We start from the raw sequence: 15,886 nt of genomic DNA, 5'->3' as shown, positions 1-15,886 counted from the left end.
GGTAAACGAGGCGAGCGGATCCTTCGTTATTTGGAATAGATGATGAAAACACTGGTTTATTTATTATTGTTCGCTATATCGCTGCTGACTATGGCACAGGCAGAGCTGGTAGCCAGCAGCAGGACGATATTCAAAGGACGTATTACGGTCGCGACCTGTAACATCGTAGTCGGTGATGATAATCAGACGGTTTACCTGGGGGAGATCTCTACGGCAGAGTTAGATAGCAAAGGGCAATCAACCCCGGTGCCGTTCACTATCCGCCTGTACGGCTGTAATACCGCAGACAAGATCGTCAAAACCCTGTTTGATAAAACCGGCAAGGGGGCGACAGGACAGGTGATCCCGGTTGATGGCATTAGTGGGGTAGGATTAACTCTGCTCGATGGTGCCGGTAACCGGCTTAACTTTGGTCAAAAGTCCGGTGGACAGAAGATCCAGGGCGGAGATAACGTGCTGCTCTATTCGGCCTATATGGTAAAGACCGGCGCGATCCAGCCAGGGAATTTTGCGCGTTTGCTGCATTACACGCTGTCTTATGAATAGCTAACCGGCCAACATTAAGGGGCGCAACAGACAGCGCCCCTAATCGTTATGATTACAGCTGGGTCAGTTTTTTCACTTCCAGACTGACCAGCTTGCCTTCCAACTCGGCCAGGAAAGCATCGTGGTAAGACATCGCCATATGCTCTTTCAGCGCCTGCTCTGAGGTCCAGCGCTCAATAAACACGAAGGCGCCTGGATGGCCCTGTTCTTCATGCAAATCATATTGGATGCAGCCCGGCTCGGAACGGCTTGGGGCGACCATGGCGCGTACTGCTTTGTCTACCGCTGCGCGGTGCTCAGGCTTGGCTTTAATCAGGGCGACTACTTTGATTTCACTCATTTTGATTCCTTGTAAATAACATTGACCACAAAAGAAAGAGAGCTATACCCATCAGCATCTGCTTCACCCACAAACGCTGGGTCTATTATGGTGGACTTGGCGTTAGCGGCAAGTCATTTGCGCAGCCGACCTCAATTCTTCTCGTAAGGGCGGAGGGTAAAAATGTGCGCTAGATCATTTTATTTTCGCAAAGTCCGGCCTGCGCGACAGGCATCGCACGGCACCTGTTCCTTTTGACAAAACTTTGGTTTATGCTCGGCTGAAGCGTTTCAGTTATCACTGTTGTCGGTGGAAACGCCAGAGTGAACGGATGCGATGAGCACCCGGGTGTGACGAATAATGCAAAGCAGCGATTCACAGCAGGCGGTACGCTAAAGTACTCTAGGCGAGATAACCAGTCAGCGCCATCCCAGCAGCGGAAAACCACCGCCGGGGAGCGCCCTACTTCAGGGAGTAGCATGACAATCCGCATAGCGATAAACGGCTTTGGCCGTATTGGCCGCAGCGTTTTACGCGCACTGTACGAATCGGGACGACGTGCCGAAATTTCCGTCGTCGCCATCAACGAACTGGCACATGCCGAGGGGATGGCCCACCTGCTGAAGTATGACTCCAGCCACGGCCGTTTTGCCTGGGATGTGCGCCAGGAATGTGACGTGTTGAGCGTGGGTGATGACAGCATTCGGTTGCTACATCAGCCAGCGCTGGAACAGTTGCCCTGGGGCGAACTGGGCGTGGACGTGGTGCTGGATTGCAGCGGTGTATACGGTAGCAGAGCCGATGGCGAAGCCCATCTGGCAGCGGGAGCGAAAAAGGTGCTGTTTGCCCATCCCGGCGGTAACGATCTGGATGCGACCATCGTGTTTGGGGTTAATCACCAAACGCTGCGTGGCGAACACCGTATCGTGTCCAACGCCTCCTGTACCACCAACTGCATTATTCCGATTATCAAGCTGCTGGACGATGCCTACAGCATTGAGTCCGGCACGGTAACCACCATCCACTCCTCGATGAACGATCAACCGGTGATAGACGCCTATCATCAGGATTTGCGGCGTACCCGCGCGGCGAGCCAGTCGATTATTCCGGTCGACACCAAGCTGGCCGCGGGCATTACGCGCATCTTCCCGCAGTTTTGCGATCGTTTCGAAGCGATCTCCGTGCGGGTGCCGACGATCAACGTTACGGCCATCGATCTTAGCGTCAGCGTGAGTTCGAAGGTGTTGGTCACAGAGGTAAACCAACTGTTGCAAAAGGCGGCACAGGGATCATTTCGTGGTATAGTTGACTATACAGAACTACCATTAGTCTCGATTGATTTTAACCATGACCCGCACAGCGCCATCGTCGATGGAACGCAAACCCGGGTCAGTGGACAGCACCTGATCAAGACCTTGGTCTGGTGCGATAACGAATGGGGCTTTGCCAACCGGATGTTGGATACAACACGGGCAATGGCCGCAAGCGGTTTCTAGTAAGGCGCTATCAACGTGGTGTTGGTGCGTCGTTCAGGCAACTTTATAGAGAATCAACAAAGAGGGTTCACCATGTCTGTTATTAAGATGTCCGATCTGGATCTGGCGGGTAAACGTGTTCTGATCCGTTCCGATCTGAACGTACCAGTGAAAGACGGTAAAGTGACTTCCGATGCGCGTATCCGTGCCTCCCTGCCGACTATCGAAGCTGCGCTGAAACAAGGCGCCCGCGTTATGGTAACGTCCCACCTGGGTCGTCCTACCGAAGGCGAGTACAACGAAGAGTTCTCCCTGCTGCCAGTGGTTAACTACCTGAAAGATCATCTGAAATCTCCAGTACGTCTGGCGAAGGATTATCTGGAAGGCGTTGACGTTGCAGAAGGCGAGCTGGTGGTGCTGGAAAACGTTCGCTTCAACAAAGGCGAGAAGAAAGACGACGAAGTGCTATCCAAGAAATATGCTGCGCTGTGCGACGTGTATGTGATGGACGCCTTCGGTACCGCACACCGTGCGCAGGCTTCTACTCATGGCGTGGGCAAATTTGCTCCGGTTGCCTGTGCAGGCCCGCTGCTGTCTGCGGAACTGGAAGCCCTGGGCAAAGCGCTGGGTAATCCGGCTCGCCCAATGGTGGCTATCGTTGGTGGTTCTAAAGTGTCTACCAAACTGACCGTACTGGGCTCCCTGTCCAAGATCGCTGACCAGCTGATTGTTGGCGGCGGCATCGCTAACACCTTCGTTGCGGCACAAGGCCACAACGTAGGTAAATCCCTGTACGAAGCAGACTTGATCCCAGAAGCGAAAAAGCTGCTGGAAACCTGTGATATCCCGGTTCCAACCGACGTGCGCGTTGCTACCGAGTTCTCTGAAACCGCGACGGCAACCCTGAAGCCAGCCAGCGAAATCAAAGACGACGAGCAAATTCTGGACCTGGGCGATGTCTCTGCAGAGCGTCTGGCCAAGATCCTGAAAGAAGCTAAAACCATTCTGTGGAATGGCCCGGTAGGCGTGTTCGAGTTCCCTAACTTCCGTAAGGGCACAGAAATCGTGGCACGCGCTATCGCAGAAAGCGAAGCCTTCTCTATCGCAGGCGGCGGCGACACTCTGGCAGCGATCGATCTGTTCGGTATCGCTGACCAAATCTCCTACATCTCTACCGGCGGCGGCGCCTTCCTGGAATTCGTTGAAGGGAAACAACTGCCTGCAGTAGTGATGCTGGAAGAGCGCGCTAAGCAGTAATTGAGACAACGGGGGGCGCAAGCCGCCCGTTTGTTTATGCCCCCAGCTTGGCTGCGGGGCACACACCGATATTTATCCATCGCTACCACGAGTTTTCAGGCTGTCGCTTGCAAGACGACGGGTATACGACCAACGAAACAGGACAACGCCTAATGTCTAAAATTTTTGATTTCGTAAAACCAGGTGTCATCACAGGTGATGACGTGCAGAAAGTTTTCGCCGTTGCCAAAGAGAACAACTTTGCGCTGCCAGCGGTAAACTGCGTGGGTACCGACTCCATCAACGCCGTACTGGAAACAGCGGCCAAGGTGCGCGCTCCAGTTATCGTTCAGTTCTCTAACGGCGGTGCTGGCTTTATCGCGGGTAAAGGCATCAAAACTGACGTGCCACAAGGTGCGGCGATCCTGGGCGCAATCTCTGGCGCACACCACGTACATCAGATGGCTGAACATTACGGCGTGCCGGTGATCCTGCATACCGACCACTGTGCCAAGAAACTGCTGCCATGGTTAGACGGCCTGTTGGACGCGGGTGAGAAGCACTTTGCGGCGACCGGTAAGCCACTGTTCTCTTCTCACATGATCGACCTGTCTGAAGAGTCTCTGGAAGAAAACATCGAAATTTGCAGCAAGTACCTGACTCGCATGGCGAAGATCGGTATGACCCTGGAAATCGAACTGGGCTGCACCGGCGGTGAAGAAGATGGCGTAGACAACAGCCACATGGACGCTTCTTCCCTGTACACTCAGCCACAAGACGTTGATTACGCGTACGAAAAACTGAACGCGATCAGCCCACGCTTCACCATCGCGGCCTCTTTCGGCAACGTACACGGTGTTTACAAGCCAGGCAACGTGAAACTGACTCCAACCATTCTGCGTGACTCTCAGGACTATGTTTCCAAGAAACATAACCTGCCGCACAATGCGTTGAACTTCGTGTTCCACGGTGGTTCAGGTTCTACTGCTGCTGAAATCAAAGAAGCAGTCAGCTACGGCGTAGTGAAAATGAACATCGATACCGATACCCAGTGGGCAACTTGGGAAGGTATCCTGAACTACTACAAAAAGAACGAAGGCTATCTGCAAGGCCAACTGGGTAACCCAGAAGGTGCCGACAAGCCGAACAAGAAATACTACGATCCACGCGTATGGACTCGTGCTGCTCAGGCTTCCATGATCACCCGTCTGGAACTGGCATTCAAAGAACTGAACGCGGTAGACGTGCTGTAATTCTTCTCTGCGTTTAGTTTGATGCGAAAGGCTCCCTTGTGGAGCCTTTTCTTTTGCTAGCTCAACAGCCCGGCCCCGACGTTAATCGATAGGCCCAATATCAGGATATTGAAGACAAAGGAGATCACTGATTGCAATAGGGTGATTTTGCGTACGTCTGCGGTGCCCACGGCCACGTCGGCGGTTTGTGAAGCGACGGCAATGGTGAAGGAAAAATAGGCAAAGTCCCAATAGCTTGGCTCGGCCAGCTTGCCGGGGAAAAGTAGCGGTAACACCTCCGCATTGCCTCGCTGGCGGTAGAACAGGTGGGCGTAATGCATGGTAAATGCGGTGGGCAGCAGCAGCCAGGAAACGACCAGCGTTGAGCCAGTCAGGGCCAGTTGCAGTGTTTTCAACGGATCGCTGACCTGCCTGGCGGTGCTCAATTCAAACAGGATCGCCAGAATACTCACCGCGCAGCCAAGGCTGACCATTGCCAGCACCTGGCTGGCGCTCTCGTCCTGCCTGCGGGCCAACTGCCTGGTACGTTGCGGCGTGCTGCCCAGCATCAGATGCCACAGGCACAATAAGTAGATCCAGGCCATCACGTTCCAGCCAACGATCAGTCGTTGCAGCCATGAGAAATGAGCGGGCATCAGCCCGGCACATAGCAACCCGGTACCCACCGAAATCAACAATCTTGGGCGAACCTGCCAATAGTGTTTTAGCGAGGGGAAAATGGCGTTCACGATGGACTTTCCTACTGTCGGTAAGATGGTTTCAGCATAGTTGAAATCGGCTTAACCCGGGATTTATTCAGGTTATATCCGGCAAACCCGGTGGGAAATTTTACCCATTGCGGTTGGCACTGCGGCAAAATGTTGGTTACCCTTAGCACTGGTTTGTTTGCTGGCCTTGTTTCGCCAGTATATTTTGCTCATTTTCCCCACACGGGGATGTAAAGTAGGACGTCAGAATGGAAGAACTTAACGTAGTAGAAGGCATTAACAATGCCAGCAGTTGGCTCGTCAACCATCAAGATATGCTGATCCAATATGCGGTAAATATCGTTGCTGCGATCGTGATCTTCATTATTGGTTCGGTGATAGCGCGCGTCGTGAGCAATGCGCTCAGCCGCGTGATGAAGCTGCGTGGCATCGATGCCACGGTGGCCGATTTCCTGGCTGCGATGGCACGTTACAGCATCCTGGCGTTTACCTTTATTGCGGTGCTGGGGCGCGTGGGTGTCCAGACCACCTCGGTGATTGCCGTGTTGGGTGCCGCCGGTTTAGCCGTTGGCTTGGCGCTGCAAGGCTCCTTGTCCAACTTTGCGGCAGGCGTGCTGCTGGTGGCCTTCCGTCCGCTGCGTGCCGGTGAGTTTGTCGATCTGGGCGGCGTTTCCGGTACGGTGGATCAGGTTCAGATCTTCTCGACTACGCTGCGCACCGCAGATAACAAAACCATTGTGGTACCTAATGGCAAAATCATCGCGGGCAACATTATCAACTACTCCCGTGAACCGAACCGCCGTGTGGATATTGTGGTGGGTGTGGCCTATGACGCCGATATCGATCTGGTGAAGAAGGTATTGGGTGACGTGATCGCGGCAGATAAGCGCATCATGCATGATAAAGGTGTAACAGTACGCCTAAATGAGATGGCTCCTTCTTCGTTGAACTTTGTGACCCGTTCCTGGACCACCAATGCCGAATACTGGAACGTATATTACGATCTGATGGAGAACTTCAAGCGTCAGTTGGATACCCACAAGATTGGTATTCCGTTCCCGCAGATGGATGTGCACGTGCGCCACGTAGCCAAAGCGGCTGAACAGGCGGAGTAATTATCTGGTGTCCCCTCACCTTAGCCCACCTACAGGGAGAGGGGACCGATCGAGTTTGCTGATTTGTCTGTGTAATGCTCACTGCTGACTGAAGCTGCCGGATCCTACCATGCGCTCCGGTCAGCTCCTTCTCCCTGTGGGAGAAGGTTGGGATGAGGGGTCAAACAAACGGTGCTAACGGATCGGCGGCGGCAAAGGCCGCTTCACGCTCTGCTTGCGGGGGATAGATCAGTTCGTTAGTAATGGCGACTTTGATTTTCTTGGCCTCCTCTCTGGTGGATTTCACTACCTGATCCCAGCCTTCGGTATACACCGCGCCCCATGCCCCCAGATCCAGACAGGTGACGTAATTCACCTGACTGTACGGCAAAGGTTCAACGCCAAGCAGATCGGCGGCCACGTTATAACCGACAAAGCGGCCTAACATGATGGCGTGCTGGCAGGTCATCAGGGCGTGGTTGCCTTGATCGTCAGTGCTGGCAAAAGCGACATCGCCGGTGGCATAAACCGCGTTTTGCCCAATCACTCGTAACTGCCCATCGACGTGTAGTCTGCCTTGCGGATCGCGCTCCGCTGCGATTTGCCGTGTCAACGGACTAGCCTGTACACCCACGGTTAAAACAACGGTGCTGGAGGCGATGTGCTCACCATTTTTCAGCGTCAGCCCGCTTTCGTCGATTGCCTTAATCTCGGCATTCAACATCCACTCGACGCCCAACTCCGCCGAGGCTTGCTCAATGACGCCGCGCAGCTGTTCGCTGTAGCGCCCACCCGCTACCGGGCTACGATCGACGATAATCACGCGAATGGCGGCGGAGTCGCCGAGAATGGCCCGTAAACGTGCTGGCAATTCGGTGGCCAGTTCAATGCCGGTAAAGCCGCCGCCACACACAATAACGGTATTACGCGCCACGCTTTCCGGCCGTTCGGCCAGCGCAGCCAAATGTTGCTCCAGGCGGGCGGCACTCTCCATCTGGTCAACGTCGAAGGCATACTGCTGTGCCCCTGGCAGGGCAGGAGCCATCTGGCTTCCTGTTGCCAGCACCAGGCGATCGTAACGCACAGCAGCAAGCTGATCCTGCTCGTTGTGATACCAGACCTGCTGGCTTGCACTGTCAATTTCGCTAGCCACCCCCGTGATGAACTTCACGCCGGTTGCGGCGAAGAGCGGCAATAGCGGAGCGGCGAAGTTTTCTACCCCTGCCTCGTAGAAACGTGGGCGGATGCGCAACTCTGGCCGAGGGGCCAGTACGGTGATCTCGATATCGTGACGACCATGAAGGTCGGTTAACCGAGCCGCGCTCAATGCTGCCCACATCCCTGCAAAACCGGCACCGAGGATAAGAATTTGTTGTTTCATGCTATGACTCCGCTGATGTTTCATCTGACAATTGGCCTTAACCTTTAACTGCGACTATATTGATCGTAGTTAAGATCATCAAGCGTTTTACACCAAGTTGTGGAGAGTTTTTGTTTAATTTATTGAATTTTATAATGTTAAAAATGTTCCAATCCGCCGGCATTGCATCGGTGCGAGGAAGAATTTACTATTTAACTCAGAGTTAATCGTGCGGAGAAAACATGGCGTTCTACAGTTCCGGGGTGGAGTATGGCATCCATAGCCTGATGTGTATGGTCGATAGCAAAGGTGAAGGGCGCGAGATGAGCGTGCGTGAAATCGCCGAATTGCAGGGCGTGCCTTATGACTACCTGGCCAAGATCTTCACCAAATTCTCCAAGGCTAAGCTGGTTGAAAGCACCGAGGGTAAAGGCGGCGGCTTCCGGCTGGCCAAACCGGCCGATCAGATCACCGTGCTGGATATCGTTGCGGCCATCGACGGTGAAAAGACGATCTTTGACTGCAAGGAGATCCGCCAACGCATGGCCGTGTTTGATGAACCGGCACCCGACTGGGCTTGCGAAGGGATCTGCGGCGTACGCCAGGTGATGAATGTCGCCCAGCAACGGATGGAAGAAGCGCTATCACAGCATACCGTGCTGGATCTGGTACGGCGAATGTTTAGAAAGGCACCGGATATTTTTCCTATTCAAATTGAAGAATGGATTGGCCAGCGTCGTCACGATTAACTATTAGTATTACTGATGCCCGATTAGAAATATCCATTTCCCCTAATAATTTTCTCTTCGTATGATGCGCGTGTTGAACAGCACACGCCGCTTTGCTGGCGCTTAAATTTCCAGAAGGAACACCATGTTAGCCATCTATCTGCAAGGCTTTGCCTTGAGCGCCGCGATGATCCTGCCGCTTGGCCCACAAAACGTGTTTGTCATGAACCAGGGCATTCGCCGCCATTATCATCTGATGACCGCTTCGCTGTGTGCACTGAGCGACATCGTTTTGATTTGTGCCGGTATTTTTGGCGGTAGCGCCTTGCTCAGCAGTTCGCCTTTGTTGTTGGCGCTAGTGACCTGGGGCGGCGTTGCCTTCCTGCTGTGGTACGGCTGGGGCGCTTTTCGCACCGCGTTTAGTCAACATCTGGAATTGGCGGCGGCGCAGGAGATGAAGCAAAGCCGCTGGCGTATTGTGGTAACCATGTTGGCCGTTACCTGGCTGAACCCGCACGTGTATCTCGATACCTTTGTGGTGCTCGGTAGCCTGGGAGGCCAGTTGACGCCAGATATCCGCTCATGGTTTGCCCTTGGCGCGGTCAGCGCTTCGGTGGTCTGGTTCTTTGCCTTGGCTCTGTTGGCCTCGTGGCTGGCTCCGTGGCTAAGAACCCAGACGGCACAGCGCATTATCAACGTCCTGGTGGGGGTGGTGATGTGGGCCATTGCGCTGCAATTGGCCTGGCACGGGGCTAATTTGTAGTTTTTGTCACTAATCCGAATTCCAAGGGCAGCAGGATGTGTTAGCTTTGAAGGTAAGCATTTAGTCATTCAAGGAGACACTGTGAAGCTTAAAGCATTGGCCATGGCCGCAATGATTGGATTAGGCACGTTACCGCTGGCGTTACAGGCGGCAGAAGTTCCTGAAGGCCCACACGTGGTCACCTCCGGCACGGCCAGCGTAGACGCCACCCCAGATATTGCTACTTTGGCAATCGAGGTCAGCGTCTCTGCCAAAGATGCCGCCCAGGCGAAAAAACAGGTTGATGAGCGCGTGGCGCAGTACTTCGACTTCCTGCAAAAGAACGGTATCGAAAAGAAAGATATCAACGCGGCCAACCTGCGTACCCAACCAGAATATGACTATCTGAAGACCGGCGAGTCGCAGCTGAAAGGCTACCAGGCCGTGCGTCAGGTACAGGTGACGTTGCGCCAGTTGGATAAGCTCAACGAATTATTGGACGGTGCGCTGAAATCGGGTTTGAACGAGATCCGTGCGGTCGAACTCGGGGTGGCTAACCCGGATGTTTATCGCGAGCAGGCGCGGCAAAAGGCGATTGAAAACGCCACTCAGCAAGCGGCTTCATTGGCGCAGGGCTTCAAGGCCAAGCTGGGGCCGGTGTACAGCATTCGCTACCACGTAGCCAACTACCAACCGATGCCGGTAGCACGCATGTTTAAAGCCGCTTCTGCGGCACCACAAGCCGATGCCGCTCAAACTTACGAACAGCAAAGCATTCACTTTGACGATCAGGTGGACGTGGTGTTCGAACTGCAACGTAACGCCGCGCAGTAAGCAATCTCTTGCCCAGGCGCGGCATCACGCTGCGCCTTTAATCCTGCCTTAACACCTGATGCCCATGCGACAACAGCGCATCGGTCACCTTACGCATCATGCGGCTCTCCGGCGCAAAACGGTGCCAGAACAGCATGCGGCGCTGGAACAGGCCCGGAGTCAGATCGATCAACTCACCGCTAGCCAGCTCCCTCTCAATCTGCAAGTGTGGGATCATACAGCAGGTGGTGCCTTGCCGTGCCAACTGCACAAAGGCTTCAGAGGAGTTAACGATATGGCAGGGGACGCTGCCCGGCGAGAGATCGAAGTTCTGCTGTAAAAATGCCTGATGCATATCGTCGAGATGATCGAATGCCACCGCCGGCGCCTTCAGTAGGGCGGAACGGGTCACGCCATTGGGGAAATAGCGATCGGCAAAGGCTTTCGAGGCGACGAACAGATAGTCCAGCGCACCCAAACGATCTACCAGGCAGCTCGGCAGCGGTTGCGGCTGGATACTCACCGCGCCGACTACTTCCCCCCGTCGCAGTCGTTCCTGCGTGCGTGTTTCGTCTTCTACCTGCAAGTTCAGGCGCACCGGGGAGTCGGCCAGCACCGGTTTTAGCGCCGGTAACAGCCAGGTTGCCAGGCTGTCGGCGTTGACCGCCAACGACAGCAAAAGCGGCGTATCGACCCCATTGTCATTCCCTAACCATTCTTCTTCCAGCAGCTCGACCTGATGTAGCAAGGCCAGCAGTTTTTGACCCTGCTCGGTTGGGCGTGGTGGCACGGTACGTACCAGCAGCGGTTGGCCGAACAGGTTTTCCAACTGTTTAATGCGCTGGGATACCGCCGATTGGGTGATGCAAAGTTTTTGTGCCGCGCGCTCAAAGCCACGCTCACGGATCACCGCGTCCAGCGCTTGCAGCGTTCTATAGTCTGGGCGTTTCATCGGAGAGAAGATCCCTTAAAGTAAATTGATTCAGGCACTATGCCACATTTTTGCGCTTTGCCAGGGGAAAAAAATCCCGGCCATCTTTGCAAATCGAACCGCTCATGGCGGGCCAGAAATGTGCGGCAGGTTAAATAAGTGTGCTTTAGCCTGAGTTGCTGTCAGTGATTTACCCTATAATACGCACACGTTTTCGTACATAGGCAATGAACACATCATGACTCAGGATGAACTGAAAAAAGCGGTAGGCTGGGCGGCATTGGAATTCGTCAAACCTGGCACTATCGTTGGCGTGGGCACCGGCTCTACCGCGGCTCACTTTATCGATGCACTCGGCTCGATCAAACACCAGATCGAAGGCGCGGTATCCAGCTCAGACGCTTCAACCGCCAAGCTGAAAAGCCTGGGGATCCACGTTTTCGATACCAATGAAGTGGATTCGTTGGATGTTTACGTTGACGGTGCCGATGAGATCAACGGCCATATGCAGATGATCAAAGGCGGCGGCGCAGCCCTGACCCGTGAAAAAATCATTGCGGCCATTGCCCGTCAGTTTATCTGCATTGTCGATTCCACCAAGCAGGTTGACGTGCTGGGTAAATTCCCGCTGCCGGTAGAAGTGATCCCGATGGCCCGCTCTTATGTGGCACGCGAGCTGGTCAAGCTGGGCGGCCTGCCGGAATACCGCCAGAACGTGTTGACCGATAATGGCAACGTGATCCTGGATGTGCACAATCTGGATATCCTCGACGCCATCGCGCTGGAAAACAAGATGAACGGCATTGCCGGTGTGGTGACCGTCGGCCTGTTTGCCAACCGTGGCGCGGACGTTGCGCTGGTCGGTACGCCAGATGGCGTGAAAAAAGTGGTCAGATAACCGGCCCCTGAATGCACGTGCCGCTGGTAAGCTGTGGCACGTTTAGTCCCCTCTCCCTGTCGGAGAGGGTTAGGGTGAGGGGCATTGCCAATAATTCTTGTCCTAAAATATCTTTTCTCAAAATCGGCGAATTTGGTGACATATGTCACATTCCCTTCATAACCTCCATTAAGCTTCTGCCTAAATCTTTCCCTATGGCATTTTCCACCAGAAACCACCGACATCACTGATCCTTGTGCTGACGGGTAGGCAATCGTTTGTATTGCCGGGCGCGTTATTTTTGTTATGTTGAAGGGATGTGCTGTTGATTTTGAATTACAGCCGCTTCTGAAGTCTGCTTATAGGGTCGGGTAAATGGCAAAAGTATCATTGGAGAAGGACAGGATTAAGTTCCTGTTGGTAGAAGGGGTCCATCAGAGCACCGTAGATAACCTGCGTGCTGCCGGATATAGCAACATTGAATACCATAAAGGTGCGTTAGACACCGAAGCATTGAAGGCATCCATCCGTGATGCGCACTTCGTCGGTATCCGATCGCGTACGCATCTGTCCGAGGAAGTCTTCGCGGCCGCAGAGAAACTGGTGGCGGTGGGCTGTTTCTGTATCGGCACCAACCAGGTTGATTTGAAGGCGGCGACCAAGCGCGGCGTTCCGGTGTTTAACGCACCTTTCTCCAATACACGATCCGTGGCCGAAATGGTGCTGGGCGAACTGTTGCTGATGCTGCGCGGTATCCCAAAAGCCAACGCCAAGGCCCACCGTGGCCAGTGGGAAAAACTGGCTGTCGGCTCGTATGAAGCGCGCGGCAAGAAACTGGGGATCATTGGTTACGGCCATATCGGGACTCAACTCGGCATCCTGGCGGAAGGCCTGGGGATGAAGGTGTTCTTCTACGACATCGAGAACAAGCTGCCGCTGGGCAATGCTCAACAGGTGCGCCATCTGTCCGATCTGCTCAATATGAGCGATGTGCTCACGCTGCACGTGCCGGAAACCCTGTCGACCAAGAACATGATCGGTGCCGAAGAGTTGGCACTGATGAAACCAGGAGCGATCCTGATCAACGCCTCACGCGGAACCGTGGTGGATATCCCGGCACTGTGTAATGCTTTGGCGAGCGATCATCTGGCCGGCGCGGCCATCGATGTGTTCCCGGAAGAGCCGGCAACTAACACCGATCCGTTCAACTCCCCACTGTGCGAGTTCGATAACGTGCTGTTGACGCCGCATATCGGTGGTTCAACCCAGGAAGCGCAAGAGAATATCGGTGATGAAGTGGCTGGCAAGCTGGCCAAGTATTCCGATAACGGCTCTACGCTGTCAGCGGTCAACTTCCCAGAGGTTTCACTGCCAGGCCATGGTCCGAACGCCAGCCGTTTGCTGCACATTCATGAAAACCGCCCAGGCATTCTGACGCAGATTAACCAGATCTTCGCCGAAGAAGGGGTGAACATCGCGGCCCAGTATCTGCAGACCAGCTCGGAAATCGGCTACGTGGTGATCGATATCGAAGCGGAAACCGAACGTGCCGAAGTGGCGTTGCAGCGCATGAAGGCGATTGAAGGGACCATCCGCGCCCGCCTGCTGCTGTAATCGGTAACCGACGGACAACATCAAGGCCGGAGCAATCCGGCCTTTTGCTATCTGGCGATTGGCCAGGACCAGGTTTGCGAAGGGGTAATGATCTCTGGCAGGGGAATATCCCAATGCTCCACCGGCAAGGTGGTAACCCGTTGGCAGTCGTGCGCAATCCCCATCGGATAAGGGCCTGCGTGCTGCCAGTGTTGCAAAGTGCGATCGTAAAATCCTCCCCCCATCCCCAGGCGTTGCCCTGTCGAGTCGAAGGCGACCAGCGGCGTCAACACCACATCCAACAGAGATACCGGCAAGACGTGGCGGACATCGAGCGCAGGCTCGAGGATCTTGAAGCGGTTGCTCACCAGCGGCGTTTGCGCGGTGTAATGCAGAAACAGCAGGTTGCCGGGGCTGAAGGGATGCAAGACGGGCAGATAAACTGATTTGCCCAGTTGCCACAGCCGTTCGATCAATGGCTTAGTATCCAGTTCACCGTCAAAAGAGAGAAATGCCGCAACGCATTGAGCTGCCTGAATACGCGGATGCTGCGCAATATTGTTGGCCATATGCTGGGCAAAAGCATGCTGTTGAGCAGGTGTTAAGGCACGGCGACGCTGACGTATTTCGTTACGGATCAGTTGGCGTTGCTGAGAAAACTGGGGGTGTAAGGACATGGTGCTGGATCCGCGAACCGTGATGAGTTAACACACTGAAAACGCAGGTGAAGGGATCTCCGAGATGCCGTCGCAGGCTGTAACCCTTGAACCCATGGTTCAAGGTGAACGTGCTGTCACAATCTTAAGGCTTCTCGGACGGGCCGAGCATGCACACCGATCGTGGATCATCACATTCTGTTGGTACTAAATATCGGCTCAGGGGACTGGCCCGCTGGCAAACATCTCAGAGAAATTTTTCACTCATTGCCGGAGCCTTCAACCCCAGCAATTTAGTTATTCGAATTGTGCATCCTGACGTTCAGAGATGCGACCCTGTTCAAGCAGTGCTTGTTCAATGGTCTGTTGCAGCATACGAATTCGTTGTTCCATATTGGCCGCATAGTCACGCGTTTTCAAGCGTTCTTGAGCAAGTTCGTGACAGACGTTCAATGCTGCGATAAATACGAGCTGCTCTGTATTTGTGACTCTAGTGCGAACTTTAAGATCTTGCAACCGTTGGTTAAGATCTTCTGCTGCCATGTTCAACGCATCTTGTTGTTCTGGCGGGCAATTGACTCTTAACGAGCGGCCAAAAATTTGAATATCTACCGGTTGTGCAGACATGCCACCTTCCTGCCTAAATTTCGCGCCAGCACCGGTCAGCCATTGCCGGGCCACCGAAGCGGGCGCCACTATATATACCCCGGTACCAAGATTCAACACTTTTTCAGTACCTGGTTGTAATCTACCGCGCCCAACCTTACCAGACAAAAAACGGATGTAAAATGCGTATTTACCGTAAGTTTGCCCGGCCTGCGCTGATTATAACTAGCCACTGAGGTGTTGCCTCAACTGGTATACCAACGGACCTTGGTGGTAGCATAACACGAACTTATCCTGCCAACGATGACGAATGCGCATGTCTATACAGAATACATTTCCAAGTTACCAATCTTTGACCGTGGCTCTTAACCAGCAGGCGGTTGCCTTGACCGCAGCCGAGATGCACGGATTGATCAGTGGCCTGCTGTGCGGCGGCAACCGCGATGCCAGCTGGCAGACCCTGGTGTTTGATCTGACCAACGAAGGCATTGCCTTCCCGCAGGCGTTGAGCTTACCTTTGCAGCAACTGCATGAAATCACCCGTGATACGCTGGAAGATGACGAGTTCATGTTCCAACTGATGATGCCGGAAGGCGAAACCGTCAGCGTGTTTGACCGTGCGGATGCCCTGGCGGGTTGGGTAAACCACTTCCTGCTGGGGTTGGGCATGATGCAGCCGAAGCTGGCGCAGGTGAAAGATGAAGTGGGCGAAGCGATCGACGATCTGCGTAATATCGCTCAACTGGGTTATGACGAAGGCGAAGACCAGGAAGAGCTGGAACAGTCGCTGGAAGAAGTGGTGGAGTATGTGCGTGTTGCCGCGCTGCTTTGCCATACTGAATTTACCCGCCAGAAACCGACGGCCCCGGAAAATAAAAGGCCGACGTTGCACTGACCATTGGCTCCGTCCGTTGGCCAAGAGCGTTGATAACCCCCTCTCTGATAACGTT

At 54.1% G+C, this 15,886-nt stretch carries 17 protein-coding genes and 1 other RNA gene; 11 read left to right on the top strand and 7 right to left on the bottom strand.

Going from position 1 to position 15,886, the window contains the following annotated elements:
- Window positions 1-39 precede the first annotated feature (39 nt).
- On the top strand, window positions 40-546 hold the full coding sequence (locus ACRDCA_RS21290) for a fimbrial protein (protein WP_438691310.1): 507 nt from the start codon (window positions 40-42) through the stop codon (window positions 544-546).
- A 52-nt stretch (window positions 547-598) separates the two neighbouring features.
- On the opposite strand, the gene ACRDCA_RS21285 is transcribed toward ACRDCA_RS21290, so the two are convergent.
- The gene (locus ACRDCA_RS21285; protein ID WP_438691309.1) at window positions 599-886 is read right to left on the bottom strand and encodes a putative quinol monooxygenase; all 288 of its coding nucleotides are present in this window, start codon (window positions 884-886) and stop codon (window positions 599-601) included.
- A gap of 458 nt (window positions 887-1,344) precedes the next feature.
- On the opposite strand from ACRDCA_RS21285, the gene epd reads away from it, so the two are divergent.
- From epd to fbaA, 3 genes are all read left to right on the top strand, one after another.
- On the top strand, window positions 1,345-2,361 hold the full coding sequence (gene epd, locus ACRDCA_RS21280) for an erythrose-4-phosphate dehydrogenase (RefSeq protein WP_438691308.1): 1,017 nt from the start codon (window positions 1,345-1,347) through the stop codon (window positions 2,359-2,361).
- A gap of 72 nt (window positions 2,362-2,433) precedes the next feature.
- Complete coding sequence (gene pgk / locus ACRDCA_RS21275) at window positions 2,434-3,597, top strand: phosphoglycerate kinase (protein WP_438691307.1); 1,164 nt, start codon at window positions 2,434-2,436, stop codon at window positions 3,595-3,597.
- Between the two features lie 152 nt (window positions 3,598-3,749).
- Window positions 3,750-4,829 carry a class II fructose-bisphosphate aldolase gene (fbaA, locus tag ACRDCA_RS21270; RefSeq protein ID WP_025123097.1) on the top strand — a complete coding sequence of 360 codons (1,080 nt, stop codon included), beginning with the start codon at window positions 3,750-3,752 and terminating at the stop codon, window positions 4,827-4,829.
- Between the two features lie 56 nt (window positions 4,830-4,885).
- Here fbaA and ACRDCA_RS21265 read toward each other — a convergent pair whose 3' ends face one another.
- On the bottom strand, window positions 4,886-5,557 hold the full coding sequence (locus tag ACRDCA_RS21265; protein ID WP_438691306.1) for a DUF1345 domain-containing protein: 672 nt from the start codon (window positions 5,555-5,557) through the stop codon (window positions 4,886-4,888).
- Window positions 5,558-5,784: 227 nt separating this feature from the next.
- Here ACRDCA_RS21265 and mscS point away from each other — a divergent pair, with 227 nt between their 5' ends.
- A complete protein-coding gene (gene mscS, locus ACRDCA_RS21260) occupies window positions 5,785-6,651 on the top strand; it encodes a small-conductance mechanosensitive channel MscS (RefSeq protein WP_438691305.1) in 867 nt (288 codons plus the stop codon).
- A 160-nt stretch (window positions 6,652-6,811) separates the two neighbouring features.
- Here the strand turns inward: mscS and ACRDCA_RS21255 are convergent, their stop codons facing one another.
- Window positions 6,812-8,011 carry an NAD(P)/FAD-dependent oxidoreductase gene (locus tag ACRDCA_RS21255; RefSeq protein WP_438691304.1) on the bottom strand — a complete coding sequence of 400 codons (1,200 nt, stop codon included), beginning with the start codon at window positions 8,009-8,011 and terminating at the stop codon, window positions 6,812-6,814.
- 221 nt (window positions 8,012-8,232) lie between these two features.
- Here ACRDCA_RS21255 and ACRDCA_RS21250 point away from each other — a divergent pair, with 221 nt between their 5' ends.
- The 3 genes from ACRDCA_RS21250 to ACRDCA_RS21240 all read left to right on the top strand — a co-directional run bounded on the left by ACRDCA_RS21250 (window position 8,233) and on the right by ACRDCA_RS21240 (window position 10,294).
- Window positions 8,233-8,739 carry an RrF2 family transcriptional regulator gene (locus tag ACRDCA_RS21250; RefSeq protein WP_438691303.1) on the top strand — a complete coding sequence of 169 codons (507 nt, stop codon included), beginning with the start codon at window positions 8,233-8,235 and terminating at the stop codon, window positions 8,737-8,739.
- A 124-nt stretch (window positions 8,740-8,863) separates the two neighbouring features.
- Complete coding sequence (gene argO, locus ACRDCA_RS21245) at window positions 8,864-9,481, top strand: arginine exporter ArgO (RefSeq protein ID WP_025122102.1); 618 nt, start codon at window positions 8,864-8,866, stop codon at window positions 9,479-9,481.
- Between the two features lie 81 nt (window positions 9,482-9,562).
- Entirely contained in the window at window positions 9,563-10,294 is a 732-nt protein-coding gene (locus tag ACRDCA_RS21240; RefSeq protein WP_025122098.1) for an oxidative stress defense protein, read from the top strand.
- Between the two features lie 37 nt (window positions 10,295-10,331).
- Here the strand turns inward: ACRDCA_RS21240 and ACRDCA_RS21235 are convergent, their stop codons facing one another.
- Window positions 10,332-11,225 (bottom strand): LysR family transcriptional regulator ArgP, encoded by an 894-nt coding sequence (locus tag ACRDCA_RS21235; RefSeq protein ID WP_021179788.1) that lies wholly within the window; start codon window positions 11,223-11,225, stop codon window positions 10,332-10,334.
- Window positions 11,226-11,442: 217 nt separating this feature from the next.
- On the opposite strand from ACRDCA_RS21235, the gene rpiA reads away from it, so the two are divergent.
- Entirely contained in the window at window positions 11,443-12,102 is a 660-nt protein-coding gene (gene rpiA, locus ACRDCA_RS21230) for a ribose-5-phosphate isomerase RpiA (RefSeq protein WP_438691302.1), read from the top strand.
- A 354-nt stretch (window positions 12,103-12,456) separates the two neighbouring features.
- Window positions 12,457-13,695 (top strand): phosphoglycerate dehydrogenase, encoded by a 1,239-nt coding sequence (serA, locus tag ACRDCA_RS21225; protein ID WP_025122096.1) that lies wholly within the window; start codon window positions 12,457-12,459, stop codon window positions 13,693-13,695.
- 47 nt (window positions 13,696-13,742) lie between these two features.
- Here the strand turns inward: serA and ACRDCA_RS21220 are convergent, their stop codons facing one another.
- From ACRDCA_RS21220 to zapA, 3 genes are all read right to left on the bottom strand, one after another.
- Window positions 13,743-14,351, bottom strand: a complete 609-nt coding sequence (locus tag ACRDCA_RS21220) for a 5-formyltetrahydrofolate cyclo-ligase (RefSeq protein ID WP_438691301.1) — start codon at window positions 14,349-14,351, stop codon at window positions 13,743-13,745.
- Window positions 14,352-14,403: 52 nt separating this feature from the next.
- A non-coding RNA gene (gene ssrS / locus ACRDCA_RS21215) (6S RNA) lies at window positions 14,404-14,587 on the bottom strand.
- Window positions 14,588-14,627: 40 nt separating this feature from the next.
- Window positions 14,628-14,957 (bottom strand): cell division protein ZapA, encoded by a 330-nt coding sequence (gene zapA / locus ACRDCA_RS21210; protein ID WP_021179791.1) that lies wholly within the window; start codon window positions 14,955-14,957, stop codon window positions 14,628-14,630.
- Between the two features lie 295 nt (window positions 14,958-15,252).
- Here zapA and ACRDCA_RS21205 point away from each other — a divergent pair, with 295 nt between their 5' ends.
- Window positions 15,253-15,831 carry a YecA/YgfB family protein gene (locus ACRDCA_RS21205; protein ID WP_025122094.1) on the top strand — a complete coding sequence of 193 codons (579 nt, stop codon included), beginning with the start codon at window positions 15,253-15,255 and terminating at the stop codon, window positions 15,829-15,831.
- The last annotated feature ends 55 nt before the right edge of the window (window positions 15,832-15,886 follow it).

It is taken from the genome of Serratia sp. (in: enterobacteria), assembly GCF_051654945.1.
Taxonomy (GTDB): domain Bacteria; phylum Pseudomonadota; class Gammaproteobacteria; order Enterobacterales; family Enterobacteriaceae; genus Chania.
Note: the sequence above shows the minus strand (reverse complement) of the source record. Positions and strands in the feature narration are given on the sequence as shown.